The sequence below is a fragment of the Kitasatospora phosalacinea genome, assembly GCF_000717185.1.
Lineage (GTDB): Bacteria > Actinomycetota > Actinomycetes > Streptomycetales > Streptomycetaceae > Kitasatospora > Kitasatospora phosalacinea_A.
Genome location: NZ_JNYE01000108.1, coordinates 1 through 26,198, shown reverse-complemented (window position 1 = coordinate 26,198; position 26,198 = coordinate 1). Strand labels below are relative to the sequence as shown.

24 protein-coding genes are annotated in these 26,198 nt (G+C 73.2%); 7 read left to right on the top strand and 17 right to left on the bottom strand.

The window, feature by feature from the left end; genetic code table 11:
• Positions 1-226: 226 nt before the first annotated feature.
• From OO57_RS32360 to OO57_RS32345, 4 genes are all read right to left on the bottom strand, one after another.
• Entirely contained in the window at positions 227-1,753 is a 1,527-nt protein-coding gene (locus OO57_RS32360) for a CoA-acylating methylmalonate-semialdehyde dehydrogenase (RefSeq protein ID WP_033256314.1), read from the bottom strand.
• Positions 1,754-1,859: 106 nt separating this feature from the next.
• On the bottom strand, positions 1,860-2,642 hold the full coding sequence (locus OO57_RS32355; RefSeq protein ID WP_033256313.1) for a hypothetical protein: 783 nt from the start codon (positions 2,640-2,642) through the stop codon (positions 1,860-1,862).
• Positions 2,643-2,797: 155 nt separating this feature from the next.
• Positions 2,798-3,247, bottom strand: a complete 450-nt coding sequence (locus tag OO57_RS32350) for a hypothetical protein (protein ID WP_033256312.1) — start codon at positions 3,245-3,247, stop codon at positions 2,798-2,800.
• Positions 3,248-3,397: 150 nt separating this feature from the next.
• Positions 3,398-4,912, bottom strand: a complete 1,515-nt coding sequence (locus tag OO57_RS32345) for a gamma-aminobutyraldehyde dehydrogenase (RefSeq protein ID WP_033256311.1) — start codon at positions 4,910-4,912, stop codon at positions 3,398-3,400.
• A gap of 184 nt (positions 4,913-5,096) precedes the next feature.
• Here OO57_RS32345 and OO57_RS32340 point away from each other — a divergent pair, with 184 nt between their 5' ends.
• The gene (locus OO57_RS32340) at positions 5,097-6,743 is read left to right on the top strand and encodes a PucR family transcriptional regulator (protein WP_033256310.1); all 1,647 of its coding nucleotides are present in this window, start codon (positions 5,097-5,099) and stop codon (positions 6,741-6,743) included.
• A gap of 27 nt (positions 6,744-6,770) precedes the next feature.
• Here the strand turns inward: OO57_RS32340 and OO57_RS32335 are convergent, their stop codons facing one another.
• The 5 genes from OO57_RS32335 to OO57_RS32315 form a co-directional block, all read right to left on the bottom strand.
• Positions 6,771-7,418 (bottom strand): hypothetical protein, encoded by a 648-nt coding sequence (locus tag OO57_RS32335; RefSeq protein WP_033256309.1) that lies wholly within the window; start codon positions 7,416-7,418, stop codon positions 6,771-6,773.
• Complete coding sequence (locus tag OO57_RS32330; protein ID WP_033256308.1) at positions 7,415-8,434, bottom strand: hypothetical protein; 1,020 nt, start codon at positions 8,432-8,434, stop codon at positions 7,415-7,417. The genes OO57_RS32335 and OO57_RS32330 overlap by 4 nt, the downstream gene beginning before the upstream one ends.
• The gene (locus OO57_RS32325; RefSeq protein WP_033256307.1) at positions 8,431-8,745 is read right to left on the bottom strand and encodes a WXG100 family type VII secretion target; all 315 of its coding nucleotides are present in this window, start codon (positions 8,743-8,745) and stop codon (positions 8,431-8,433) included. The genes OO57_RS32330 and OO57_RS32325 overlap by 4 nt, the downstream gene beginning before the upstream one ends.
• A gap of 115 nt (positions 8,746-8,860) precedes the next feature.
• Positions 8,861-10,219 carry an aspartate aminotransferase family protein gene (locus OO57_RS32320; protein WP_033256306.1) on the bottom strand — a complete coding sequence of 453 codons (1,359 nt, stop codon included), beginning with the start codon at positions 10,217-10,219 and terminating at the stop codon, positions 8,861-8,863.
• A gap of 136 nt (positions 10,220-10,355) precedes the next feature.
• Positions 10,356-11,801: a gamma-aminobutyraldehyde dehydrogenase gene (locus OO57_RS32315; protein WP_033256305.1), complete on the bottom strand. Its 1,446-nt coding sequence runs from the start codon at positions 11,799-11,801 to the stop codon at positions 10,356-10,358.
• Positions 11,802-12,067: 266 nt separating this feature from the next.
• Between OO57_RS32315 and OO57_RS32310 the strand changes: the two genes are divergently transcribed.
• The 4 genes from OO57_RS32310 to OO57_RS32295 all read left to right on the top strand — a co-directional run bounded on the left by OO57_RS32310 (position 12,068) and on the right by OO57_RS32295 (position 16,035).
• Positions 12,068-12,541: an Lrp/AsnC family transcriptional regulator gene (locus tag OO57_RS32310; protein WP_033256304.1), complete on the top strand. Its 474-nt coding sequence runs from the start codon at positions 12,068-12,070 to the stop codon at positions 12,539-12,541.
• Positions 12,538-13,932, top strand: a complete 1,395-nt coding sequence (locus tag OO57_RS32305; protein ID WP_033256303.1) for an aspartate aminotransferase family protein — start codon at positions 12,538-12,540, stop codon at positions 13,930-13,932. Before OO57_RS32310 ends, OO57_RS32305 begins: the two co-directional genes overlap by 4 nt.
• 239 nt (positions 13,933-14,171) lie before the next feature.
• Entirely contained in the window at positions 14,172-14,885 is a 714-nt protein-coding gene (locus tag OO57_RS32300; protein ID WP_033256302.1) for an ABC transporter ATP-binding protein, read from the top strand.
• 10 nt (positions 14,886-14,895) lie between these two features.
• Positions 14,896-16,035: a hypothetical protein gene (locus OO57_RS32295; protein ID WP_033256301.1), complete on the top strand. Its 1,140-nt coding sequence runs from the start codon at positions 14,896-14,898 to the stop codon at positions 16,033-16,035.
• Positions 16,036-16,093: 58 nt separating this feature from the next.
• On the opposite strand, the gene rlmN is transcribed toward OO57_RS32295, so the two are convergent.
• The gene (gene rlmN, locus OO57_RS32290; protein ID WP_033256300.1) at positions 16,094-17,194 is read right to left on the bottom strand and encodes a 23S rRNA (adenine(2503)-C(2))-methyltransferase RlmN; all 1,101 of its coding nucleotides are present in this window, start codon (positions 17,192-17,194) and stop codon (positions 16,094-16,096) included.
• 140 nt (positions 17,195-17,334) lie between these two features.
• On the opposite strand from rlmN, the gene OO57_RS32285 reads away from it, so the two are divergent.
• The gene (locus OO57_RS32285; RefSeq protein WP_033256299.1) at positions 17,335-17,808 is read left to right on the top strand and encodes a hypothetical protein; all 474 of its coding nucleotides are present in this window, start codon (positions 17,335-17,337) and stop codon (positions 17,806-17,808) included.
• A gap of 131 nt (positions 17,809-17,939) precedes the next feature.
• Here the strand turns inward: OO57_RS32285 and OO57_RS32280 are convergent, their stop codons facing one another.
• From OO57_RS32280 to rpsB, 5 genes are all read right to left on the bottom strand, one after another.
• Positions 17,940-18,806: a phosphatidate cytidylyltransferase gene (locus tag OO57_RS32280; protein ID WP_033256298.1), complete on the bottom strand. Its 867-nt coding sequence runs from the start codon at positions 18,804-18,806 to the stop codon at positions 17,940-17,942.
• Between the two features lie 232 nt (positions 18,807-19,038).
• Entirely contained in the window at positions 19,039-19,596 is a 558-nt protein-coding gene (frr, locus tag OO57_RS32275; protein WP_033256297.1) for a ribosome recycling factor, read from the bottom strand.
• Positions 19,597-19,676: 80 nt separating this feature from the next.
• Positions 19,677-20,432: a UMP kinase gene (pyrH, locus tag OO57_RS32270; protein ID WP_033256296.1), complete on the bottom strand. Its 756-nt coding sequence runs from the start codon at positions 20,430-20,432 to the stop codon at positions 19,677-19,679.
• A gap of 289 nt (positions 20,433-20,721) precedes the next feature.
• Complete coding sequence (tsf, locus tag OO57_RS32265) at positions 20,722-21,561, bottom strand: translation elongation factor Ts (protein ID WP_033256295.1); 840 nt, start codon at positions 21,559-21,561, stop codon at positions 20,722-20,724.
• Positions 21,562-21,693: 132 nt separating this feature from the next.
• Complete coding sequence (gene rpsB / locus OO57_RS32260) at positions 21,694-22,578, bottom strand: 30S ribosomal protein S2 (protein WP_033256294.1); 885 nt, start codon at positions 22,576-22,578, stop codon at positions 21,694-21,696.
• Positions 22,579-23,386: 808 nt separating this feature from the next.
• On the opposite strand from rpsB, the gene OO57_RS46230 reads away from it, so the two are divergent.
• The gene (locus tag OO57_RS46230) at positions 23,387-23,722 is read left to right on the top strand and encodes a M23 family metallopeptidase (RefSeq protein ID WP_234337599.1); all 336 of its coding nucleotides are present in this window, start codon (positions 23,387-23,389) and stop codon (positions 23,720-23,722) included.
• 8 nt (positions 23,723-23,730) lie between these two features.
• On the opposite strand, the gene OO57_RS32250 is transcribed toward OO57_RS46230, so the two are convergent.
• Positions 23,731-24,384 (bottom strand): TetR/AcrR family transcriptional regulator, encoded by a 654-nt coding sequence (locus OO57_RS32250; protein WP_033256293.1) that lies wholly within the window; start codon positions 24,382-24,384, stop codon positions 23,731-23,733.
• A 100-nt stretch (positions 24,385-24,484) separates the two neighbouring features.
• Positions 24,485-25,327: an RNA polymerase sigma factor WhiG gene (whiG, locus tag OO57_RS32245; protein WP_081974116.1), complete on the bottom strand. Its 843-nt coding sequence runs from the start codon at positions 25,325-25,327 to the stop codon at positions 24,485-24,487.
• Positions 25,328-26,198 lie beyond the last annotated feature (871 nt).

Sequence of the window (26,198 nt, the reverse complement as noted above, 5' to 3'; positions counted from 1 at the left end):
CGACCCGTCACGGATCAGCTAGCTGGTTTTCCAAGGGATTGGCCACCCCGGGACCGTCCACACAGATGCGTGTCCGGTGCTCCCTGCCGAGCGACCAGTGAACACTACGCCGGATCCGGGCCAGGTGCAAACACGGCCCGGCCGGGGCGGAACCGAGTGCCGAACGGCCGGAAGGCCGGCCCCTGTGGGGGCCGGCCTTCCGGTGGGTCGTGGTGCGGTGGGCTGTTCAGCTGTTGGTGGGGAAGCCCAGGTTGATGCCGCCGTGCGAGGGGTCGAGCCAGCGCTGGGTGACGGCCTTGCCGCGGGTGAAGAACTGGACGCCGTCGGGGCCGTAGGCGTGGGTGTCGCCGAAGAGCGAGGCCTTCCAGCCGCCGAAGGAGTAGTAGGCGACCGGGACGGGGATCGGCACGTTGATGCCGACCATGCCGACCTCGACCTCGTTCTGGAAGCGCCGGGCCGCGCCGCCGTCGTTGGTGAAGATGGCGGTGCCGTTGCCGTAGGGGTTGGCGTTGATGAGTTCCAGGCCCTCGTCGTAGGAGGGGACCCGGACGATCGACAGGATCGGGCCGAAGATCTCGTCGTTGTAGACGGACATGCCCGGCTTGACGTGGTCGAACAGGGTCGGGCCGAGCCAGAAGCCGTCGGTGGTGGGGGCGCCGGTGGCGTCCTCGGCAGCGATGGCGTGCTTGCGACCGTCGACGGCGAGCTCGGCGCCGTCGGCCACGCCGGACTCGACGTAGGAGGTGACCTTGTCGCGGTGCTGGCCGGTGACCAGCGGGCCCATCTCGGAGTCGCCGTTGCAGCCGGGGCCGACCTTGAGGGTGGCCATCCGCTCCTTGATCTTGGCGACCAGCTCGTCGCCGATCGGGTCGACGGCGACCAGGACGGAGACGGCCATGCAGCGCTCGCCGGCCGCGCCGAAGCCGGCGTTGATGGCGGCGTCGGCGGCGAGGTCGAGGTCGGCGTCGGGGAGGACCAGCATGTGGTTCTTGGCGCCGCCGAGGGCCTGCACGCGCTTGCCGTAGCGGGTGCCGTTCTCGTACACGTAGCGGGCGATGGGGGTGGAGCCGACGAAGGAGACCGACTTGACGTCGGGGTGCTCCAGCAGGCGGTCCACGGCGACCTTGTCACCGTGGACGACGTTGAAGACGCCGTCGGGGAGACCGGCCTCCTTCCACAGCTCGGCGATGAAGTTGGCGGCGGACGGGTCCTTCTCGGACGGCTTGAGGACGACCGTGTTGCCGGCCGCGATCGCGATCGGGAAGAACCACATCGGCACCATGGCCGGGAAGTTGAACGGCGAGATGATGGCGACCGGGCCGAGCGGCTGGCGGATCGAGTAGACGTCGACGCCGGTGGACGCCTGCTCGGTGAAGCCGCCCTTGATCAGCTGCGGGATGCCGCAGGCGTACTCGACGACCTCCTGGCCGCGGGCGAGCTCGCCGAGGGCGTCGGAGTGCACCTTGCCGTGCTCGGAGACGATGATCGCGGCGAGTTCGTCCTTGCGGGCGTTGAACAGCTCGCGGAAGTTGAACAGCACCTGCGTGCGCTTGGCGATAGAGGCCTTGCGCCAGCTGGTGAACGCCTGGGCGGCAGCGGCGACCGCCTGGTCGACCTCGGCGATCTCGGCGAAGTCCACCTGGCCGGTGACCTGGCCGGTGGCCGGGTCGTGGATGTCGCCGCGGCGGGGCGCGGTTCCGGCGGTGGCGGCGTACTGGCCGCCGATCCAGTGGGTGATGTGCTTGCTGCTCAAGGGTCTCTGCCTCCGATGTCCACGGATGTCCCGCGCTCGTTCTCCAGTCTGCGCGGGACGGCGGGCCCGCTCAACGAGCACCCTGACGGGGAAGCGTGATTCACCCTTACAGGTCGTCGGAGCGGTCCAGGTAGGGGTCGTGCAGGCCGTCGGCGAGTTCGGTGGTCTCCAGCAGGTCGAGGCGCAGGTCCTGGGCCCAGCCCTCGGCCCACTTCACGGTGCCGAGCATGCCGTCGGCGGCCTCGGCGGCCTCGGCGGCTTCGGTGGTCTCAGCGGCGTCGGCGGCGAGTAGGGCGGCGGCGCTCTCCAGCCGGTCGGCGAGCGTGCGGGGGCTGAAGTCCTCGTCGAACGCGCTCGCCAGGGCGAGGAGCTCGCCTTCGCGCCGCCGGCCGGTGAGGGCGTGCAACGCGTGCAGGTCGGCGGGCAGGGCGCGTTCGCAGAGGGTGAGGACGGCGAGTGCGGCGGTGTCGTCCAACGCGGCGACGGCGACGGGGACGGGGGCACCTGCGGGGAGGGTCGGCGGGTGGCGCAGCGGCTCGCGGCGCAGTTCGATGCCGAGCGGGGGCTCACCGGCGAGGCTGTCGAGGGACGGCTCGCCGGTGCTGACGGCGAGTGGGTGGCGGCGGGCGGTGCCGGGCGGTTCCTCGACGCGGTGCCCGGCGGCGCGCAGGGTTTCGGCGAGTCCGGTGGCGAGTTCGGCGAGCGGCGGGCCCCCGGCGGTGACCAGCAGCAGGTCGGTGCCGCGGGCGGGGACGGCCAGGCCGTGCAGGCGCAGTGCGTCGGGACCGGCCAGTGCGAGGGCGTGCTCCAGGCAGTACGGCTGGGCGTCGGCGAGCAGCGCGGCGCGCCGGGCGGGCAGTACGGCGGCCGGGGGGTCCCCGCCGTCCACGGCGCCCTCAGCGCCTACCGCACGCACCGCACCCACCACACCCGCAGCGTCCACAGCGTCCACAGCGTCCACAGCGTCCACAGCGTCCACAGCGTCCATGGGAACAGTCTGTCCCGTCCGTCGCCGTCCAGTGCGGTCGGTCCAGTGCGGTCGGTCTAGCGCGGTCGGTGCAGGTGCGCGGCGGCGTCGTGGAGGGCGAGTTCGAGGGCGCGGGGGTCGACGAGCCGTCCGTCGGGGTGCGGGGGGACGAGCCAGTGCGGGCCGCGGGCGGTGGGGCGGGTGGGGTGCGGGACGGCGATCCAGGTGCCGTGGCCGGAGCCGCGGATGCCGGTGCCGGTCCAGCGTTCGGCGGTGCCGACCGGGACGAGGAAGCCGACGGTGTCGCCGGCGGGGTCCTCCAGGACGGGTCCGCCGCCGGGCCGGTCGAGCAGCGCGGCGGCGGGGCGGCCGAGCGGGCCGGGGGCGTGCAGGACGTCCCAGCGGTGTCCGGCGGGGAGCAGGGCGAGGCCGAGGCGGGTGCGTTCCCAGGTGCGGAGGCAGGCGTCGGGATCGGGGGCGGCGGCGGCCAGCCAGTGCAGGGCGCTGGGGTGGCGGGTGGTGCTCACGTGCGGTTCCTCGTCTCTCCCGGGCGGGGCAACGGGCGGCGGGCGGGTGCCTGCTGCCGTCACCCGGGAGAGCGGGGTACCGGGGTTCTCTTACACGGATCGCGGTGCGACCGCGGCACGACCGGAGCGCTGCCGGAACGCGGCTCCCGGTCAGCGGTCGCCGAAGATCGTCCGGTGCCAGTCCTTGCGGGCGACCGCGGTGGTGTCGAACATGACGTGCTTGACCTGGGTGTACTCGTCGAGCGAGTACTGCGACATGTCCTTGCCGTAGCCGGAGGCCTTGTACCCGCCGTGCGGCATCTCGCTGATGATCGGGATGTGGTCGTTCACCCAGACGCAGCCGGCCGCGATCTCGCGGGTCGCGCGCAGCGAGCGGTGGACGTCGCGGGTCCAGGCGGAGGCGGCGAGGCCGTAGGGGGTGTCGTTGGCCAGCCGCAGGCCCTCCTCGTCGCTGTCGAAGGGCAGCACGACGAGCACGGGGCCGAAGATCTCGCCCTGGACGACCTCGCTGTCCTGGGCGGCGCCGGTGATCAGGGTGGGGCGGTGGTAGGCGCCGAGGGAGAGGTCGGTGCCGTCGTGGCCCTTGCCGGTGGCGGGGCCGCCGGTGACGACGGTGGCGTAGGAGCGGGCGCGTTCGACGAAGCCGGCGACGCGGTCGCGGTGGGTGAAGGAGACCAGCGGGCCCATGTCGGTCCGCGGGTCGAGCGGGTCGCCGAGCCGGATGCCCTCGTACAGTTCGGCGACGCCGGCCACGAAGGCGTCGTACAGCGGGCGCTGGACGTAGGCGCGGGTGGCGGCGGTGCAGTCCTGGCCGCTGTTGATCAGGGAGGCGGCGACGGCGCCGTGCACGGCGGCGTCGAGGTCGGCGTCGTCGAAGACCACGAAGGGGGCCTTGCCGCCGAGTTCGAGGTGGGTGCGCTTGACGGTGGCGGTGGCGATCTCGGCGACGCGCCTGCCGACGGCGGTGGAGCCGGTGAAGGACACCATGGCGACGTCGGGGTGGCCGATCAGGTGCTCGCCCGCGGTGCGTCCGGCGCCGGTGACGACGTTGACGACGCCGTCGGGGATGCCCGCGGCGGTGCAGGCGCGGGCGAACATCAGCGAGGTCAGCGGGGTGATCTCGGCGGGCTTGAGGACGATGGTGTTGCCCGCGGCGATCGCCGGGAGGATCTTCCAGGCGGCCATCTGCAGCGGGTAGTTCCAGGGCGCGATGCTGCCGACCACGCCGACGGCCTCGCGGCGCACGTACGAGGTGTGGTCGCCGCTGTACTCCCCGGCGGCCTTGCCCTCCAGGTTGCGGGCGGCCCCGGCGAAGAAGGCGGTGTTGTCGACGGTGCCGGGGACGTCGAACTCGGTGGAGAGCTTGATCGGCTTGCCGGTCTGCGCGGTCTCGACCCGGGCGAAGTCCCCGGCGTGCTCGGCGAGGATCCCGGCGAGGCGGTTCAGCGCGTCGGAGCGGGTGCCGGGGGTGGCGCCGGACCACTCGGGGAGGGCGGCGCGGGCGGCCGCGACGGCGGCGTCGACGTCGGCGGTGGTGGCGAGCTCGACCTGCTGGACGGTGGCGCCGTTCGCGGGGTTGACCACGGCGAAGGGTTCGCCGCCGGGGCTCCGGGCCGGGCGGCCCGCGATGTGCTGCGCGCCCTCGTTGAAGCTGGTCAGGTCCATGAGCTGCCTCCATTGCCTACGCGTCCCGGCCGACGATGCCTCGGTTCGGGTGCCCGGGGCAAGCGTCACTCAGCAACGGCCCGGTCGAAGGGCCTTACACGCTGCAAGGCTGCGTCCGGGCGACAGGGCGTCGCCGTCGAGCATGATTGTCCTGACACCCTGCGAACCCCCGGAGGTACCCGCGATGCTCCCCACCGTCGCCCGCGTGCTCGACCTCGACGTGATGCGGCGCGGCCTGCCCCAGGTGGTGGCGGGGGCCGGGGCGCTGGAGCGCCCGGTGCGCTGGGTGCACGTGAGCGAGCTGCCGGACGTGGCGGGGGTGCTGCGCGGCGGCGAGCTGGTGCTGTCGACGGGCATCGCGCTGCCGGAGGACCGGGACGGGCTGGCCCGGTACGTGCGGGAGCTGGCCGAGGTCGGGGTGGCGGGGCTGGTGATCGAGTTCGGCCGCCGGTACTTCGACTCGCTGCCGCGGGCGCTGGTGGCGGCGGCGGAGCGGCACGGCCTGCCGCTGGTGGTGCTGCGCCGGGAGCTGAAGTTCGTCGCGGTGACCGAGGCGGTGCACGCGCTGGTGGTGAACGCGCAGCTGGAGCAGTTGCGGGTGTCCGAGGCGGTGCACCAGGTGTTCAACGAGCTGGCGACGGAGGGCGCGGAGCCCGCCGAGGTGGTGCGGCAGGTGGCCCGGATGGCGGGTGCGCCGGTGGTGCTGGAGAACCTGGCGCACCAGGTGCTGGCGCACGACACGGCGGGCCGCGGCGAGCAGGAGCTGCTGGAGAACTGGGAGCACCGGTCGCGCGGCGTCCACCCGCCGGGCCGCACCGGTCACGACCCGCGCTCGGGCTGGCTGGTGACCACGGTGGGCGCGCGCGGCCAGGACTGGGGGCGGCTGGTGCTGGTGGACGAGCCGGTGCCGCTGCCGCCGGACGTGCCGCACCCGCACGCGATGCTGCTGGAGCGCGGCGCGGCGACGCTGGCGCTGAACCGGCTGGTGGTGCGCGACCGGGAGTCGTTGGAGCGGCAGACCCACCGCACCCTGCTGTCGGGCATCCTGACGCACGCGCTGACGGTCTCCGAGGTGGCGCTGCGCGCGCAGGCGCTGGGCGTGCCGCTGGAGGGCCGCCGCCTGGTGGGGGTGGTGCTGCGGCGTCGGCAGGGTCCGCTGCCCGCGGCGCTGGAGGCGCAGGCCCGGCTGCGGGACTTCACCGAGCTGGCGGCGACCGCGATCCGGGGCGCGCGGCTGTCGGCGCTGGTGGGCGCGCTGGACGACGAGGGGGTGGGCCTGCTGGTGGCGCTCGGTTCGCAGCAGGACGAGCACGCCGCGCTGGAGTCCTTCGCGGCGGCGCTGCGCCGGCTGTCCGCCGAGGCGGACCGGGACGGTTCGGCGGACGGGCCGGTGATAGCGGTGGGTTCCTCGGTGGGTTCGGTCCGGGACGCCCGGCGCACCCTGCTGGAGGCCACCCAGGTCGCGGACGCGGCGCTGCACGACGCGCCGGGCGGCCGGGCCGCGTACTACCGCCTGCCGGACGTCCGGCTGCGCGGCCTGCTGCACCTGCTGCGCGACGACGAGCGCCTGCAGACGTACGTGGAGCGGGAGTTGGGGCCGTTGCTGGCGTACGACGCGGAGCACGGCGGGCAGTTGGTGCAGATGCTGCGGATCTACCTGGAGCAGGGCCGCAACAAGTCGGCGGCGGCCGACGCCGCGCACCTGTCGCGCCCGTCCTTCTACGACCGGCTGCACAAGGTGGAGCGGGTCCTGGGCGTGGACCTGGACCAGGTGGAGTCCTGCCTGTCGCTGCACGTGGCGCTGCTGGCGCTGGACGCGGTGCGCCGCTGACCTCCCGGCCGGCGGCGCACCGCGGGGTCAGCGCGGGCCGAGGGCGACCAGCGCGGCGAGGTCGTTCTCGCCGATGTCCAGCGCGGCCCGCGAGCCGTCCGCGAAGTGCAGGTCGGCGCGGAGCGAGACCCAGGTGTGCCGGGGCTGGACCCGGGCCAGGTGCGCGTAGGGCAGTTCGCCGAGGACGTGCTTGGCCCGGTCGTGGTCGAAGGTGCGGCGGGAGGTGGGGCCGGGGGTGTTGTCGCCGTTGCCGACCAGCAGGATCCGCCGGTCGGTGAAGAGCAGCAGGACGTCGTCGTTGTCGTGGTCGCGCTCGGCGGAGCGGACCGCGATGACGAACCGTCCGGCCTGGCTCTGCCAGCCGCGGGTCAGGCCGCGGCCGCGGAAGAGCCGGCGCAGCGAGCGGACCAGGCCCCAGGTGCAGTCCTCGACCAGGTCGGCGAGGTACTCGGCGAGGTTGACGAACACGAACAGGCAGCCGAACGCGGTCTCGGCGGCCCGGCCCGAGGGGTCCTTGCGGTAGCGCCGGGGCGGTCTGCGGACCAGGTCGCACAGGTCGGTGTCGACGATGCCGCGCAGCTGCTCGCCGGGCGCCACCAGGTGCGCGACCTCGGGCAGGTGCTGGGCGCCGGGCATCGGCGGGGCGCCGTACGGGGGGTGGGCGGGGTGGCTCATCCGAAGGCCTCCTGGACCCGGCTGCGCGGCACCCGGTACGGCTCGTCCCCGGGCGGGCCGTCGAGCGCGCCGGCGACGGTGTCCAGGCCCTTGTCGGTGAGCAGGTTGTCGGTGAGCACGCCGGTGAGGTCCCCGGCGCCGGTGACGGCGCCGAGGCCGCCCTTGACGGCGCCCTTGACCGCGCCGAACCCCTGCCCGAGGACCTGCGCGGTGGCGAACTCGCCGAGGTTCTCCGTCGTGGGGTTGCGGATCAGCTTCCAGCCGGTCCCCAGCCTGTTGCCGCGGCCGCCGAGCTTGCGGACGGCCTTCGCGGCCGCGCGGGCCTTCTTGACCGACCCGAGGGTGCGGGCCGCCTTCATCGCCTTGATCGCCTCGTGCAGTTCCTTGAGGGCCACCTCCAGCTTGCGCGAGACCATCCCCACCCGGGCGATGTAGATGGCGATCTCGCCCTCGACGATGAGCGCCTCGGCGGCGGTGGCGAGGCCCAGGGTGAGGATGTCGACCACGAGGCCGGCGGCCAGCGTGATGATCAGGGTCTCGATGGCCTCGCGGATGATCTCGATGATCAGCTGTTCGGCGAGCTGGCACTCGGCGGCGGCCTGGCTGATGATCTGCGCGACCTGCGCCATGTCCGCGGCGGTGGCGTCGACCGCCTCGACGACGGTGGTCATGTGGGCGCCGAACGCCGCCGAGGCCGCGCCCTCCCAGGCGGCGTCGACCCGGGCGCCGGCCGAGCGCAGTTCCCCGGCGACCTCCTGCATGGCCTTCGCCTGGGCCTGCCACTCGTGCGCGGCGGCGGTCAGTGCCTGCAGGTCGCCGGTGACCTTCTCCAGCACGTCCATCAGCCCGGTGGCGTCGAGCGCCGCCTTGACGACGGAGTCGAGTCCGGCGTCGAGCCCCTCGCTGACGGGGTTCTCGAAGCTGGGCAGCGGCGGCAGCTGCTCGGTGACCCGGTCGCGGGTCCACCGGTACGCGTCGACGGCGTCGCCGAACGAGCCGGGGGCCAGGGTGCTCATCGGCCGCCCCCGTACACCTCGGCGGTGTCCTGCTCGTTGGTCTCGTAGTTGTCGACGGTGGCCCGCAGTCCCTCGCCGGTCGCGTCGAGCAGCTCGATCAGGTCGGCGAAGTTCTCCTGCTCGGCGTCGGCGTGCTCCTGGTAGGAGTCGTGCAGCTCGCCCGAGCCCGGCAGTTTGCCGAAGTCCTCGGACGAGAGCCGGACGCCCGCCAGGGCGGAGCGGATCTGCCCGATCCGTTCGGCCTGGGCGTCGAGCACGGCGGCGTACGCCGTGAGCGCTTCGGGCTCGACCCGAAACCCCGTGTCCCCCATGGTTGTTCCTTTGCTCTCCCAGTCAGGCCGATCATCGTACTGACGGGGTTGGCAAAGGCATCACGGGGCCCCGGGCGGATCCGCCGGGGCCCCGTGGAGGAACCGTGAACGATCGTCAGACGGTGTGCGCGTCGGTGAGGGTGAGCACCTCGTCCAGCACCGCGAGGCCGGTCTTGGCCTCCTCCGCGGTGATGGTGCACGGCGGCACCACGTGGAAGCGGTTCATGTTGGTGAACGGCCACAGGCCGCGCTGCTTGCAGGCCGCCGCGAGCTGCGCCATCGGCGCGTTGTCGGCACCGGCCGCGTTGTACGGCACCAGCGGCTCGCGGGTCTCCCGGTCCTTCACCAGGTCCAGCGCCCAGAACACGCCCAGGCCGCGCACCTCGCCGACCGAGGGGTGGCGCTCCGCCAGCTCGCGCAGGCCGGGGCCGAGCACGGTCTCGCCGATCAGCTTCGCGTTCTCCACGATGCCCTCCTCGGCCATCGCGTTGATCGTCGCCACCGCGGAGGCGCAGGCCAGCGGGTGGCCCGAGTAGGTCAGGCCACCCGGGAACGCCTTCTGCGCGAAGGTCTCCGCGATCGCCCCGGAGATCGCCACGCCGCCCAGCGGCAGGTAGCCGGAGTTGACGCCCTTGGCGAAGGTCAGCAGGTCCGGGGTGATCCCCCAGTGGTCGGCGGCGAACCACGCGCCGGTGCGGCCGAACCCGGCCATCACCTCGTCCAGGATGAACACGATCCCGTACCGGTCGCAGATCTCCCGCACGCCCGCCAGGTACCCGGCCGGCGGCACCAGGACGCCCGCGGTGCCGACCACGGTCTCCAGGATGATCGCCGCGACGGTGCCCGGACCCTCGAACGCGACGGTCTGCTCCAGGTGCGCGAGCGCGCGCTCGCACTCCTGGGCCTCGTTCTCGGCGTGGAAGTTCGAGCGGTACGGGTACGGGCCCCAGAAGTGCACGACGCCCGACACGCCCGCCTCGTTCGCCCAGCGGCGCGGGTCGCCGGTCAGGGCGATCGCGTTGGCGGTGGCGCCGTGGTACGAGCGGTAGGTGGAGAGCACCTTGTGCCGGCCGGTGTGCAGCCGGGCCATCCGGATCGCGTTCTCGTTCGCCTCGGCGCCGCCGTTGGTGAAGAAGATCTTGTCCAGGTCGCCGGGGGTGCGCCCGGCGATCAGCCGGGCGGCCTCGCTGCGCGACTCCTCGGCGAAGCCCGGGGCGATGGTGCACAGCTGCGCGGCCTTCGCCTGGATCGCCGCGACCACCTTCGGGTGCTGGTGGCCGATGTTGGTGTTCACCAGCTGCGAGGAGAAGTCCAGGTAGCGGTTGCCGTCGTAGTCCCAGAAGTAGGAGCCCTCGGCACCGGCCACCGCGAGGGGGTCGATCAGCGCCTGGGCGGACCACGAGTGGAAGACGTGCGCGCGGTCGGCGGCCTTGACGGCCTGCCCGGCGACCGAGTCAGCGGTGGGAGTGCTCATGCGACCAGCGTAGGGAGCCCGCCCCGCCCCGGGCAGCTTCATCCTGTCACGCGAGTCGCGCTGTGCCCTGACACGTTGACGGCCGCGAGCGGCGGGGGCGCGGAGGACCGCGCGCCCCGCCCCGGGCGCCGAGCGGTCAGATCGCGGTCATGACGTGCTTGATCCGGGTGTAGTCCTCGAACCCGTACGAGGACAGGTCCTTGCCGTAGCCGGACTTCTTGAAGCCGCCGTGCGGCATCTCGGCGACCAGCGGGATGTGGGTGTTGATCCACACGCAGCCGAAGTCGAGCCGGCGGGACATCCGCATCGCGCGGGCGTGGTCCTTGGTCCACACCGAGGAGGCGAGCGCGTACTCGACGCCGTTGGCGTACCCGACGGCCTGGTCCTCGTCGGTGAACTTCTGCACGGTGATGACCGGGCCGAAGACCTCGTTCTGGATGATCTCGTCGTCCTGCTGCAGGCCGGAGACCACGGTCGCCGCCCAGAAGTAGCCCTTGTCGCCGACCCGGTGGCCGCCGGCCTCGACCTTGGCGTGCGCGGGCAGCCGCTCGATGAAGCCGGCCACCTGCTGGAGCTGGTTGGCGTTGTTGAGCGGGCCGTAGAGGACGTCCTCCTCGTCCACGCCGCCGGTCCTGGTGTCGGCGGCGGCCTTGGCGAGGGCCTCGACGAAGGCGTCGTGGATCGACTCGTGCACCAGGACGCGGGTGGCGGCGGTGCAGTCCTGGCCGGCGTTGAAGTAGCCCGCCATCGCGATGCCCTCGACGGCCTCGGCGATGTCGGCGTCCTCGAAGACCACGACCGGGGCCTTGCCGCCGAGCTCCAGGTGGACGCGCTTGACGTCCTTCGCGGCGGACTCGGCGACCTGCATGCCGGCCCGGACCGAGCCGGTGATGGAGGCCATCGCGGGGGTGCGGTGCTCGACCATCAGGCGGCCGGTCTCGCGGTCGCCGCAGATCACGTTGAAGACGCCGGCCGGCAGGTCGAGGTCCTTCAGCACGCCGCCGATGATCTCGGCCAGCAGCACGGTGGAGGCGGGGGTGGTGTCGGAGGGCTTGAGCACCACCGCGTTGCCCGCGGCGATCGCCGGGGCGAACTTCCACACCGCCATCATCATCGGGTAGTTCCACGGCGCGACCTGCGCGCAGACGCCGACCGGCTCGCGGCGGACGATGGAGGTCATCCCGTCCATGTACTCGCCCGCGGCCTTGCCCTCCAGCAGGCGGGCGGCGCCGGCGAAGAAGCGCAGCTGGTCGACCATCGGGCCGATCTCCTCGGAGAGGGTCAGCGCCCGCGGCTTGCCGGTGTTGCGGACCTCGGCGTCCACGATCTCGTCGGCCCGGGCCTCGACCGCGTCGGCGACCTTGAGCAGCAGCTTCTGCCGGGTGGAGGGGGTGGAGTCCCGCCAGACCGGGAACGCCGCGGCGGCGGCCGCCATCGCCGCGTCCACGTCGGCCGCACCGGAGAGCGGGGAGGTCGCGTAGACCTCGCCCGTGGTCGGGTCGACGACGTCGAGCGTGCGGCCGTCCGCCGCGTCGACGAACTCGCCGTTGATGTAGTTGCGCAGCGTACGAAGCTCGCTCACGGTCTCTCCTCGGTCTGGGCCTGCGTCGTTGCAGCCCCGGGCGTCAGGTTACTCCGGGGTCCGGGCCGCTACGGCATGTCAGCGACAAGCCACGATCGGCGGCGTGCAGGCTCGCGCGTGTACGTAGCCAGCGTACCCATCCCACTGCCGGTATCGACAGGGGTGCGCACCGGGTGCCACGTTTTCCGCTGCCGATCTTCGGATCAGCAACGAAATCAGCAGCAGTGCGGCTTGCGATTCGGCCGCCCGTCGGGCACAGTGGCGGCGTGGCCAACCGTGACCGGAACGCCAGCGTTCCCCTCGACGCCTCCTCCAAGGCGATCATCGAGCAGCTCCAGGAGGACGGGCGCCGTCCGTACGCCGCCATCGGCAAGGCCGTGGGCCTGTCCGAGGCGGCCGTCCGGCAGCGCGTCCAGAAGCTGCTCGACCAGGGCGTGATGCAGATCGTCGCCGTGACCGACCCCCTCACCGTCGGGTTCACCCGCCAGGCGATGGTGGGCATCCGCGTGGAGGGCGACATCGAGCCGGTCGCCGACGCGCTGGCCGCCTTCGACGAGGTCGACTACGTGGTGTGCACCGCGGGTTCGTTCGACCTCCTCGCCGAGCTGGTGTGCGAGGACGACGAGCACCTCCTCGAACTGATCAACAAGCGCATCCGCTCGCTTCCCGGCGTGCGGAGCACCGAGAGCTTCGTTTACCTGAAGCTCCGGAAACAGACCTACACCTGGGGCACCCGATGACAGCCGACCCGGCCCAGAAGGACCTTTCCAAGACCGCCTACGACCACCTGTGGATGCACTTCACCCGCATGTCGTCGTACGAGAACTCCCCCGTGCCGACGATCGTCAGGGGCGAGGGCACCTACGTCTGGGACGACAAGGGCCGCAAGTACCTCGACGGCCTGGCCGGCCTGTTCGTGGTCCAGGCGGGCCACGGCCGCGAGGAGCTCGCCGAGGCCGCCGCCAAGCAGGCCAAGGAGCTGGCCTTCTTCCCGGTGTGGAGCTACGCCCACCCGAAGGCCGTCGAGCTGGCCGAGCGCCTGGCGAACTACGCCCCGGGCGACCTGAACAAGGTGTTCTTCTCCACCGGTGGCGGCGAGGCCGTCGAGACCGCCTGGAAGCTGGCCAAGCAGTACTTCAAGCTGACCGGCAAGCCGACCAAGTACAAGGTCATCTCCCGCGCCGTCGCCTACCACGGCACCCCGCAGGGCGCGCTGTCCATCACCGGCCTGCCGGGCCTGAAGGCCCCGTTCGAGCCGCTGGTGCCGGGCACCCACAAGGCCCCGAACACCAACATCTACCGCGCCCCGGCCTTCCTGGCCGGCCCCGACGGCACCGTCGACCCGGAGGCCTACGGCCGCTGGGCCGCCGACGAGATCGAGCAGGCCATCCTCTTCGAGGGCCCCGACACCGTCGCCGCCGTCTTCGTCGAGCCGGTGCAGAACGCCGGCGGCTGCTTCCCGCCGCCGCCCGGGTACTTCCAGCGCCTGCGCGAGATCTGCGACCGCCACGACGTGCTGCTGGTCTCGGACGAGGTCATCTGCGCCTTCGGCCGCCTCGGCACCATGTTCGGCGCCGACAAGTTCGGCTACGTGCCGGACATGATCACCTGCGCCAAGGGCATGACCTCGGGCTACTCCCCGATCGGCGCCACGATCATCTCGGACCGCATCGCCGAGCCGTTCTACAAGGGCGACAACACCTTCCTGCACGGCTACACCTTCGGCGGCCACCCGGTCTCCTCCGCGGTGGCGCTGGCCAACCTCGACATCTTCGAGCGCGAGGGCCTGAACCAGCACGTCCTCGACAACGAGTCGAAGTTCCTGGCCACCCTGAACAAGCTGCGCGACCTGCCGATCGTCGGCGACGTCCGCGGCAACGGGTACTTCTACGGCATCGAGCTCGTCAAGGACAAGGCCACCAAGGAGTCGTTCAACGACGACGAGGTCGAGCGCGTCCTGTACGGCTTCCTGTCCAAGGCCCTGTTCGACAACGGCCTGTACTGCCGCGCCGACGACCGCGGCGACCCGGTCGTGCAGCTGGCCCCGCCGCTGATCTCCGACCAGTCGACCTTCGACGAGATCGAGCAGATCCTGCGGACCAGCCTCTCCGACGCGTGGCAGAAGATCTGATCCTCCTTCCCCACCCTCCACCGAAGGGCGGCCCCGGCTCCTCACCGCCGGGACCGCCCTTCGGCGCGTCCGGGGCGCCCTGCGCCCGGCCCCGACATCCAGCAGGGTGAATCCGCGTCCCGACACGCCGCTTTCGGGGTGGTTCATCCCCGTCCGGGGCAGTGCGCCGCACCCGCGGCACCGCCCGATCGTTCTAATCTGACGACTGTCATATCCCCGTCGGCACCTGGATGGATCTCATGTCAGCGGCCCCGCCCGACAACGACGTGCTCTGGGCCCGAGGGATCGTCAAGTCCCACCACGGCACCCCCGCCCTGCGCGGCGTCTCGCTGGGCGTGCGCGAGGGCGAGATGCTCGCCGTCACCGGCCCGCGCGGCTCCGGCAAGTCCACCCTGCTCGGCTGCCTGTCCGCGCAGCTGCCGGTCGACGAGGGCGAGGTCTGGTTCCACAGCGCCCCCGTGCACACCCTCGGCCGGGCCGGGCGCGAGAAGCTCCGCCGCGAGCGCTTCGGCTACGTCGGCCCCGAGCCGCACCTGGTGCCGGAACTGACGGCCCGGGAGAACGTCGCCCTCCCGCTGCTGCTCGCCGGTGCCGGGCACCGCGCCGCCCACCGGGCCGCGGGCGAGTGGCTGGAGCGCCTCGACGTCGCCGACTGCGCCAAGCTGCGGCCCGCCGACCTGCAGCAGGACCGGCGCCAGCGGATCGCCGTCGCCCGCGCCCTCGCTGCCGAACCACCGGTCGTCTTCGCCGACGACCCCACCGCCCCGCTGCACCGCGACGCCCGCGAACAGGTCCTGCGGATACTGGCCAGCGCCGCCCGCTCGCACGGGCTGACCCTCGTCCTGGCCACCCACGACCCGGCGCTCGCCCGCTTCGCCGACCGCACCGTCCACCTGGTCGACGGCCGGATCGCGCCCGAACCCGCCGCCGCCGTCGCCGCCGCCGGGAACTGAAGGGGCCGCCGTGTACTACCTCGGACTCGCCCGCGGCTACCGCGCCCTCGACCTCGCCCGCTGGCTGCTCACCGCGACCGCCGCCGCCGTGGTCGCCGCCTTCCTGCTGCGCACCCTCGGCCGCGCCCTGCACGGCACCGGGGGCGACCTGGAACGGCTGCTCTGGTGCCTGCCGCCGCTCGCCGCGGTCGCCTGGTTCGCGGCCGTCACGGCCCGCGCCGTCCCCGCCCAGCACCCCGAGCGCATCACCGGCCTCACCGCGGCCGGCGCCGGGCCGACCCGGATCCGGCTGCTCGTCGCGGGCGAGATCGCGCTCGCCTGCGCGCTCGGCTCCGCGTTCACCCTGCTGCTGTTCCTGATCCTGCGCAACGACATCGCCGGGCCCGCGCTCGCCCCCGACATCGGCATGGGCGTCCCGCTGCCCGCCGTCGCCCCGGTCGCCCTGCTCGCGGTCCTGCCGCTGGTCGCCGGGGTCTCCGCGGCCTGCGCGATCCGCCTCCCCGAGCGCCTCCCCGGCCGCCCCGCCGAACCCGCCGTCCGCCGCTACGGCGCGCTGCGCCTGCTGCTGCCCGCGCCCGTCCTGCTCGCCGGGCTCGGCCTCGAACTGTACGGGCTGCGCCCCGACGCGACCGACGCCGAGCGCACCCTCGCCCTCCCCGGCGGGCTGCCCGCCACCAGCCCCGCGCTGCTCATCGGCTGGGGGCTCACCGCCCTCGCCCTCGCCCTGTGGACCGGCCCGCTGCTCGCCCTGGCCGGCCGGCTGCTCGCCCTGCGCAGCCCGGCCCCGCTGCGGCTGCTGGCCGGCCGCGGCCTCACCGCCCAGGCCCGCCGCCTCGGCGCACCGCTGGCCGTCCTCACCACGGTCGTCGCCCTGATGCTGGTCGCCTGGCGCCACTGGGCCCGGACGGGCACCGACGTCCCCGCCCTCACCCTGGTCGAGGGCACCCTGGTCCTCGCCTGCGCCCTCGCCGCCCTCGCCGCCCGCCTGCACGAGCTGCGCGCCGACCGCCGCCCCGCCCTCGACGCCCTGGACCGCCTCGGCACCCCGCCCGGCCTGCTCACCGGCACCGCCGCCCTGCGCGCCCTCGCCGCGGGCACCGTCCTGCTGCTGACCGGCGGGCTGACGGTGCTGCTCTGCCCGCTGCTGTAGCGGTGGACGCGCCGGGGCCCGGGAGGAGCGTGCTCCTCCCGGGCCCCGGCGCGTCTCCTCAGCCCGCGGCGGCCAGCTGGCCGCAGGCGCCGTCGATCTCCTGGCCGCGGGTGTCGCGGACGGTGGTGGGCACGCCGTGGGCCTGGAGGCGGCGGACGAACTCGCGCTCGTCCTCGGGCCGGGAGGCCGTCCACTTCGAACCCGGGGTCGGGTTGAGCGGGATCAGGTTCACGTGCACCCGGCGGTTCTTGATCAGGCGGCCGAGCAGGTCGGCACGCCACGCCTGGTCGTTGATGTCCTTGATCAGCGCGTACTCGATGGACACCCGGCGGCCGGACTTCTCCGCGTAGTTCCACGCGGCGTCCAGCACCTCGTCGACCTTCCAGCGGGTGTTGACCGGCACCAGCTCGTCGCGCAGCTCGTCGTCCGGCGCGTGCAGCGACAGCGCGAGGCGGCAGCTCAGGCCCTCGTCCGCGAAGCGGTGCATCGCCGGGACCAGGCCGACGGTGGAGACGGTGATGCCGCGCTGGGAGAGGCCGAAGCCGTCCGGGGACGGGTCGGTCAGGCGGCGGATCGCCGACAGCACCCGGTTGTAGTTGGCCAGCGGCTCGCCCATGCCCATGAACACCACGTTCGACAGCCGGGCCTCGCCGCCGGGGACGGCCCCGGACTTGAGGTCGCGCATGCCGGACGCGATCTGCTCGACGATCTCCGCGGTGGACAGGTTCCGGGTCAGCCCGGCCTGGCCGGTCGCGCAGAACGGGCAGTTCATGCCGCAGCCGGCCTGCGAGCTGATGCACATCGTGACGCGGTCCGGGTAGCGCATCAGCACCGACTCGACCAGCGTGCCGTCGAACAGCTTCCACAGCGTCTTGCGGGTGGCGTCGTCGTCGCAGGAGACGTGCCGCACCACGGACATCAGCTCGGGCAGCAGCGCCTCGGTCAGCTTCGTCCGGCTCGCCGCCGGGATGTCCGTCCAGGTCTCCGGGTCGGCGGACATCCGCCCGAAGTAGTGGTTCGACAGCTGCTTCGCGCGGAACGGCTGTTCGCCCAGCTCGGCGACGGCCTCCTTGCGCTCGGCAGGGCTGAGGTCGGCGAGGTGTCGCGGGGGCTTGGCGCCACGCGGCGCGACAAAGGTCAGTTCTCCGGGCTTAGGCATGGTCCGTCCAGTGTCTCAGATCCGGGGAACCGGTCCGCGTCCCGCAGGCGGCCCAGGAGTTGAACGCGTTCAAATCATCTGGAAGGATCATCCCCCGCGGGGACGGGCGTTCCGTCCGCCGAGGAGGAGTGGGGGTCCCGGTGTCGGAGCACGACGCGGAACGCACGGCCGGGGCGAGGAGGCGGGTCCGTCGCCCGGCGCACACCTGGTGGTGCGCGGCGGCCTGGGCCGCCTTCACCGCACTCACCCCCTGGCTCCCGGTGCTCGCCGCCGTCGGCGACCTGTCGGGCGGGGCACTCGTCTGGAGCGTCTTCCTCCTGGGCGGCGGCAGCGGCGTCCTGCTCGGCGCCCACCTCGGGTGCCGCAGGGCGTGGCTGCCCTCGCTCCTCGCGGTGGGCGCCGTCGCGGTCCTCCTCGTGGGGACGACCTGCCTCGCCCTGTCGGCCGACGGCACCGGCTCCACGGTCTCGGAGGGCGTGCCCGCCGGGCTGCTGTTCGCGGCGTTCGCCGTGCTCCCCCTGGTCGCCGGGCTGCTCCTCGGGCGGGCGCCGCTCTGCGCCCGGCAGCTGTGGCGGCGGTGCTCCCCGCGCCGGCGGCTCCCCGCCTTCCGGTAGCGAACGGCCCCCGGACGCGGTGGCGTCACGGGGGCCGTTCGAACGTCGGAGGCTCGGCGGTCGGGCTCGGCTGCCGGGCTCAGGCCGGGGGCCGAGCTGCCGGGCTCAGGCCGGGGGCTCGGCTGCCGGGCTCAGCTGCCGACGAAGGCGGCGAGCAGCAGCCAGACCACCGGGGCGGTGGGCAGCAGGGAGTCCAGCCGGTCCATGATGCCGCCGTGGCCGGGGAGCAGGGTGCCCATGTCCTTGATGCCGAGGTCGCGCTTGATCATCGACTCGGCGAGGTCGCCGAGGGTGGCGGTGACGGCCGCGCAGCCGCCCAGGATCAGGCCCTGCCACCAGGTGCCGTCGTCGATCAGGTACTGCATCAGCAGGGCGCCCGCGATCATCGACAGGCCGATGCCGCCCGCCAGGCCCTCGCGGGTCTTGCCGGGGCTGATGGTCGGCGCGAGCTTGTTGCGGCCGAACTTGTAGCCGACGGCGTACGCGCCGGTGTCGGAGCAGATGGTGACGACCAGGAACAGCAGGATCCGCCAGGCGCCGTCGTCCGCGGCCAGGATCAGGGCGACGAAGGTCGCCAGGAACGGCACGTAGAAGGCGGTGAAGATGCCCGCCGTTATGTCGCGCAGGTAGTTCTCGGGCGGGGTGGACATCCGGGCGACCATCATCGCCAGGCCGGTCACGGCGAGGATCGCGGCGGCCCACTGGCCGCCCTCGAAGTAGCCGGTGACGACCATGCCGACGCCGCCGACCAGCAGCGGGACCTGCGGGACGCGGACGTCCTTGCGCTCGGCGAGCCGGCTGGTGAGCTCCCAGATGCCGACGGCCACGGCGGCCGCGACGACCACCATGAAGACCGCCTTGACCACGAACAGCGAAGCCGCGACCACCGCCCCGAGTCCGACGCCCACGCCTATCGCGGCGGGCAGGTTGCGGCCGCCGCGCGGCTTGCGGGGCTGCTGGTCGGTCTGGGCCACGGGGCTCTCCTGGGCGGGGGGCATGATCTGAGTCTGTGCCGCGCCGCCCCCTCGCCATGCCGGGGGTCGCCGCGCGTGACCCGTTTGGTGTCGGCCGGGTCGGGCCGCTTGGGTCGGCCGGGGCGGGCCGCTCGGGGTCGACCCGGGCGGGCCTCCGGTGCCGTCCCGTGCGGGGCGGGTCAGGGCCCGGGTGGAGCCGCGCCCCGGGCCGGGCGGTCGGGCCGCCGGTCCGGGGCGTTGCGCGCAGGGGTCCGGATCAGACCTCCAGCAGCTCGGCTTCCTTGTGCTTGAGCAGCTCGTCGATCTGCGCCACGAACTTGGCGGTCAGGTCGTCGAGCTCCTTCTCGCCGCGGCGACCGTCGTCCTCGCCGATCTCCTTGTCCTTGACCAGCTTGTCGATCGCGTCCTTGGCCTTGCGGCGGACGGAACGGACCGAGACCTTGGCGTCCTCGCCCTTGCCGCGGGCCTGCTTGATGTACTCGCGGCGGCGCTCCTCGGTGAGCTGCGGGAGCACCACCCGGATGACGGAACCGTCGTTCGACGGGTTGACGCCCAGGTCCGAGTCGCGGATCGCGGTCTCGATGGCCTTCAGCGCGGTCTTGTCGAACGGGGTGACCATGGCCATCCGCGGCTCCGGCACGGAGAACGAGGCCAGCTGGTTGATCGGCGTCAGGGCACCGTAGTACTCCGCGACGATCTTGGCGAACATCGCCGGGTGCGCGCGCCCGGTGCGGATGGCCGCGAGGTCGTCCTTGGCGACGCCGACGGCCTTCTCCATCTTCTCCTCGGCCTCGAGGAGGGTCTCATCGATCACTGTCTGCTCCCTGTCCGGTTCATCTGCTGTTGTCCCGTCCCGGTGCCCCGGACGGCTGTTGCTGCTCGGAGCCCCGACGCCTAGGCCCGGGCGGAGTCCTCGCTGATGAGTGTGCCGATCTTCTCACCCTTGACCGCACGGGCGATATTGCCCTCGGCGAGCAGCTCGAAGACCAGGATCGGCAGTCCGTTGTCCTTGCACAGGGTGATCGCGGTCAGGTCGGCGACCTTGAGGTCGCGGGAGATCACCTCGGTGTAGTCCAGCGCGTCGAACCGGACCGCGGCCGGGTTGGTGCGCGGGTCGGAGTCGTAGACGCCGTCGACGCCGTTCTTGCCCATCAGCAGGACGTCGGCGTGGATCTCCAGGGCGCGCTGCACGGCGGTGGTGTCGGTGGAGAAGTAGGGCATGCCCATGCCCGCGCCGAAGATCACCACGCGGCCCTTCTCCAGGTGCCGGATGGCGCGCAGCGGCAGGTACGGCTCGGCGACCTGGCCCATCGTGATGGCGGTCTGCACCCGGGTCTCCATGCCCTCCTTGATCAGGAAGTCCTGGAGCGCCAGGCAGTTCATCACCGTGCCGAGCATGCCCATGTAGTCGGAGCGGGCCCGGTCCATGCCGCGCTGCTGGAGCTCGGCGCCGCGGAAGAAGTTGCCGCCGCCGATCACGATGGCGACCTCCGTCCCGGCCCGGACCACCGTGGCGATCTCGCGGGCGATGGCGTGCACCACGTCCGGGTCGACGCCGAGGCCGCCTCCGCCGGCGAACGCCTCGCCGGACAGCTTGAGCAGTACCCGGCGGCGTGCACCGCCCTGCGCGGTCTCCTGCGTCTCCTGCATGGACTTTCTCCTTCTCCGCCTGCTGGTCAGCAGATCTGCAAAGTGCTGGTCACGGCGCCGGGTGTGCGGACCCGGTGCCGTGTACACGAGAGGAGGCCACTGCCGCGGGAACCGGTACGGTCTCCTGCACGGCAATGGCCTCCTCGTCGTTCATGGTGCCGACGCCGCCCCCTGGGGGTGCTGGGGGGCTCGGTCGGCGCGCTCCTCCGTCCTCGCGGACGGGAGCGGTCCTCCTACTTTATGTCCGGCGCGGGGCCGGGAGGGCGGGACGGACCGCGGGGAGCGGTTCTCAGGCGCCGACGCGGAAGCGGACGAAGCGCTTGAGGGTGACGCCGGCCTCGTCGAGGACCTTGGCGACGGACTTCTTGTTGTCCTTGGCGAACGCCTGCTCCAGCACGGCGTTCTCCTTGACGAAGCCGGTGACCCGACCCTCGACGATCTTCGGCAGGGCGGCCTCGGGCTTGCCCTCCTCGCGAGCGGTGGCCTCGGCGACGCGGCGCTCGTTCTCCAGCTCCTCGGCCGGGATCTCCTCGCGGGAGAGGTACTTCGGCGCGAAGGCGGCGATGTGCTGCGCGACGTCCTTGGCGGTCTCGGCGTTCTCCTGGTCGAGCTCGACGAGGACACCGATGGTCGGCGGCAGGTCCGGGTCCGACTTGTGCATGTAGACGGCGACGAAGCCGTCGTTGTCGAACTGCGCGAAGCGGCGGAAGACGATCTTCTCGCCGAGGGTCGCGTTGGCCTCGTCCACGAACTGCTGGACGGTCTGGCCCGGGTTGATCTCGGAGGCCAGGGCGGCGTCCAGGTCGGCCGGGGAGGTGGCGGCCACGTGGGTGGCGATCGCGTTGGCGACCTCGACGAACTTGCCGCCCTTGGCGACGAAGTCGGTCTCGCAGTTCAGCTCGACCAGGACGCCGGACTTCTTGTCCTCGCTGATCAGCGCGGCGACGGCGCCGTTGGAGGCGTCACGGCCCTCGCGCTTGGCAACGCCCTTCTGGCCCTTGATGCGCAGGAGCTCGACGGCCTTCTGGACGTCGCCCTCGGCCTCGTCCAGGGCCTTCTTGCAGTCCATCATGCCGGCGCCGGTGAGCTCACGGAGCTTCTTGACGTCCGCGGCGGTGAAGTTCGCCATGGTTGTGATCTCTTCTCACGTCTCGCGTGTCTGCGTGGGAAAGTGCCGGGGTCCGGGGTGCGGACCCCCGGCACGGGAGAGAGGGGCACCCACCGGCTCAGCCCGGCCGGTGCCCCTCGCCCTGGTGGTGCGTCAGGCCTGCTCGGCCTCGGCGGCCGGAGCCTCGGCGGCGGGGGCCTCGGCAGCGGCCTCGGCCGGGGCCTCGGTGGCGGCGGCCTCGGCGGCGGGGGCCTCGGCGGCCTTCTCGCCCTCGAGGATCTCCTTCTCCCAGGCGGCCAGCGGCTGGTCGGCGCCCGGCTCGGCCTTGGCGTCGCCCTTGGCGACACCGGCGCGGGACTTCAGGCCCTCGGCGACGGCGTCGGCGATCACGCGGGTCAGCAGGGTGACGGAGCGGATGGCGTCGTCGTTGCCCGGGATCTTGTAGTCGACCTCGTCCGGGTCACAGTTGGTGTCGAGGATGGCGACGACCGGGATGTTGAGCTTCCGGGCCTCGCCGACCGCGATGTGCTCCTTCTTGGTGTCCACGATCCAGACGGCGCTGGGCACGCGCTGCATGTCGCGGATACCGCCGAGGGTCTTCTCCAGCTTGTCGTACTCGCGCTGGAGGACCAGGAGCTCCTTCTTGGTGAGGCCCGAGCCGGCCACATCCGTGAAGTCGATCTCGCCGAGCTCCTTGAGGCGCTGCAGGCGCTTGTAGACGGTCGAGAAGTTGGTCAGCATGCCGCCCAGCCAGCGCTGGTTGACGTACGGCATGCCCACGCGGGTCGCCTGCTCGGCGATGGCCTCCTGGGCCTGCTTCTTGGTGCCGACGAAGAGGACGCTGCCGCCGTGGGCAACGGTCTCCTTGACGAACTCGAAGGCGCGGTCGATGTAGTTCAGCGACTGCAGGAGGTCGATGATGTAGATGCCGTTGCGCTCCGTGAAGATGAAGCGCTTCATCTTCGGGTTCCAACGACGGGTCTGGTGACCGAAGTGGACGCCGCTCTCCAGCAGCTCCCGCATCGTGACGACGGCCATGTGCCGTGCTCCTCGTGTGTTGCCCGGCGCGCCGTTCGGCGGGTTGCAGCCTGTGGGGTGCCGGGGTACTCGGTTTTGTCCGTGCCGGTCGGGGCGACCGTCACGCCTGACGCCCCGACGTGCCAAGCCGCTCGGCCTGCGCGAGGCTTGCGGCCTCGGCAGGCTCGGCGGACCGAGCGGCACTCGCACCGTGACGACCGCTCCCCCGAGGGGGTCGGGCCGCCGGTGGCGGGGCGTGCGAAGTCGACCCGGCAGACCGGGTCGCGTGTGAAGTGTACGGGAAGCCCCGAGCGGCGGGCGACTCCCCGCGTCCCCGCCGCCCTGTTCAGCGCAGCTCGGCACGGCCCGCCGTCCACCGTTCACCCCTGCGGGGGACGGCAGTTGTCCACACCCCCCGGTCTGTCCACAGGCCCCGGAACCGATCCGCGCGCCGGGCACCGCAGACCCCACCCTGACGGGAGCGGACGGGCATCACCACGGGGAGGAGCGGCCGGTGCGGACGGGAGCTCGGGTACGAGTGCGGGTGCGGGTGCGGGGACGGGGACGGGGACGGGCGGGAATGCGGACGGGGGCGCGGGCAGGGGCGCGGGCGGGGGTGCTGCTGCTGGTGCAGGGGTTGGTGCTGGTGGTGTGCGGCGGGTTCGCGCCGGGGGCGGGCGCGGTGCGCTCCCCCGCGGCGGGGCCTCCCTCGGCGGGACCGCTCGTGGTCGGGCCCGGGCCGGGGCGGGTGTGGCCGGTGGGCGATCGGTCGGGGCTGCTGCGGCGGTTCGCTCCGCCTCCGACGCGCTGGGCTGCCGGTCACCGCGGGGTGGACCTGGCGGCCGCGCCGGGCACGGTGGTGCGGGCCGCGGCGCCCGGCGCGGTGACCTTCGCCGGGGAGGTCGCCGGGCGTCCGGTGGTCGTGGTGACCCACACCGGGTCGGGCGCTCCTCCGCTGCGGACCACGTACCTGCCGGTGACCGCCTCCGCGACGGTCGGCACGGGCGTGGCGGCGGGCGACCCGATCGGGGTGGTGGCCACCGGATCCGGCCACTGCCCGGTCGGCTGCCTGCACTGGGGCCTGCTCCGCGGCGACCGCTACCTCGACCCGCTCGCCCTGCTCGGTTCCGGCCGGGCCCGGCTGCTACCGCTCGCCCCGCCCTGAGCGGGGGCTCAGCGCCCGGCCGGGCCGCCCGCCCCCGCCGGACGCTCTCCTCCGCGGTCCGCCGGGCGCTCTCCTCCGCGGTCCGCCGGGCGCAGGCCGTCGAGGGCGAAGCGCACCGCGGTGTCGGCGATCTCCCGGACGGCCTCGGCCACGGCGGCGGCGTCCTCGCCGCGGATCCGTTCGGCCTGACGGACCGCCGCCTCCACCACGCCCTGGAGCAGCGAGGCCGCGACGCCGGGCCGGTCGTGGCCGAGGTCCTCCAGGGTGCTGACCACCATGGCGGTCAGCCCGGCGTGGGCCGCCCTGATCCTGGCCCGCGCGGCGTCGTCGAGTTCGTGCTCGGCGACGGCGACCACGGCCCGGTGCAGCGGGTCGGTGGCCAGCGACACCTGGCCGCGGACGTACGCCTCGATCCGCTCGACCGCGCTGTCGCGGACCGCCATGCCCGCTTCGACCTCGGCGGCCCAGAGTGGGAGGTCGACCGTGCAGAGCGCTTCCACCAGTTCGGACTTCGAGCGGAAGTATTCGTACACCGAGGACCTGGCCAGACCGGTGCGCGCCGCGAGCGCGCCGAAGCTCAGCGCCTCCCGGCCGCCCTCCGCCAGCAGGACGCGTGCGGCGTCCAGCAGCGCCGCCTGCTGCAACTGTCGATGCTCGGCCACCGTGGCCGCCCGGATTTTCGGCACGTCCCAACTCTACGGACGCCGACGAGCGGTGGGCACGACAGCGCGCTCCCACCGGCCAGCACGCGCCGCACCGCGCTCACCGGACGTCGGACATCTTCGCCCGCAGCTGCAGCACCGACTTGGTGTGGATCTGGCTGACCCGGCTCTCGGTCACCCCGAGCACCTGGCCGATCTCCGCCAGGGTCAGGCCCTCGTAGTAGTAGAGCGTCACGACGGTCTTCTCCCGTTCGGGCAGCGTGTTGACCGCCGAGGCGAGCAGCCGCCGCAGTTCGCGGTCCTCGGCGATCTCGACCGGGTTGTCCGCACCGCTGTCCGGCAGCGTCTCCATCAGGGTGAGCCGGTCGCCGCCCTCGCCCGCCGAGTGCAGCAGCTCGTCCAGCGCCACCACGTTGGCCAGGGACAACTGGCTGAAAATGGTGTGCAGATCGTCGAGCGAGATGCCCATCTCGCTCGCGACCTCGGGATCGTGCGGAGTCCGCCGCAGCCGGGCCTCCAGCGTGGCGTAGGCCCGCTCGACCGCTTTGGCCTTCTGCCGGACCGACCTGGGGATCCAGTCCAACGCCCGCAGTTCGTCGATGATCGCACCGCGGATCCGACTGATCGCGTAGGTCTCGAACTTGATCGCCCGGTCGATGTCGAACTTCTCGATGGCGTCGATCAGCCCGAAGACCCCGGAGGACACGAAGTCCGCCTGCTCCACGTTGGCGGGCAGCCCGACCCCGACCCGGCCCGCCACGTACTTCACCAGCGGCGAGTAGTGCAGGATCAACTGGTCCCGGAGCCCCTGGTCGCCGCTCTCCTTGTACGAGCGCCACAGTGCCTGCAGCGCCGACTGGTCGGCGCCCTTCGCCCGCTCCCCCGCCCGGCCCTCCGCCGCCGCACCGCCGCGCGCCCCGGGCACGGAAGCCGGCGCGGGCACCGTCGCACCGGCCCGCCCGCCCGTGCCCGTACTCGCACCACTGCTACTGCCACTGCCACTGCCACTGCTCGACGACCCGTTGCGCCCGCCGGTCTTCGCGGACGGCACGGCTTCGCCGGAAGCCCCGGGAACCGTGGGAACGGTGGGAGTCGCAGGAGTTGCGGGAGTCGCAGAAGAGGTAGGCCCGGCCGGAACCGCGCCCCCGACCGGAGGCGCGGCCGCAGCGGGCGGCGGCACCGCCGACGGCACGCCCGACTCCGGCGACGGCTGTCCGTTCCCGCTCCCGCGGCTGCTCCCGCCGCCCGGGCCGGGCGCGGGGGCCGGCAGCGGGACCGACGGGGGCGCACCCTTCCGCAGGCCCGAACTCCCGCTCGTGCCCTGAGCCCCGCTCGTGCCCTGCGCCGGAGATTCCGGCGAGCGCGCGGGCGGCGGCCCGCCCGCCTGCCTGCGGACCTGGGCGCTCCGGGCAGACGGCTCCTTCTCCTTCGACCGGGCTCCCCGCTTGGACTGGCCGCGCACCGGACGCCCGGCCGCAGACCCGGCCACGGGCGTGCCCGGGGGCGTGCCCGGGGGCGTGCCCGGGGGCGGACGCTCGGTACCGCCCGCCCCCGGCCGGTGCCCGTCGGCGACACCCGGAGCACCGCTGTCGCGACCGCTCTCGGCTCCGGCCGGACCGCCCGCACCCGCGCCTGTGCCGATGCCGGTGGCCTCGTCGCCGTGCGGCTGCGGCTGCGGCCGCGCCTTCGTCGCCGAGCCGGGCGCCGCCTGCGGGCAGGGCAGGCCCTGGCCCGTCCGGTCGGCCGGTGGTCGGGCCGGGGCCGACCGGGCGGCGGGCCCCGACGGGGCGGGTGGGCGCGGCAGGGGGGAGGGG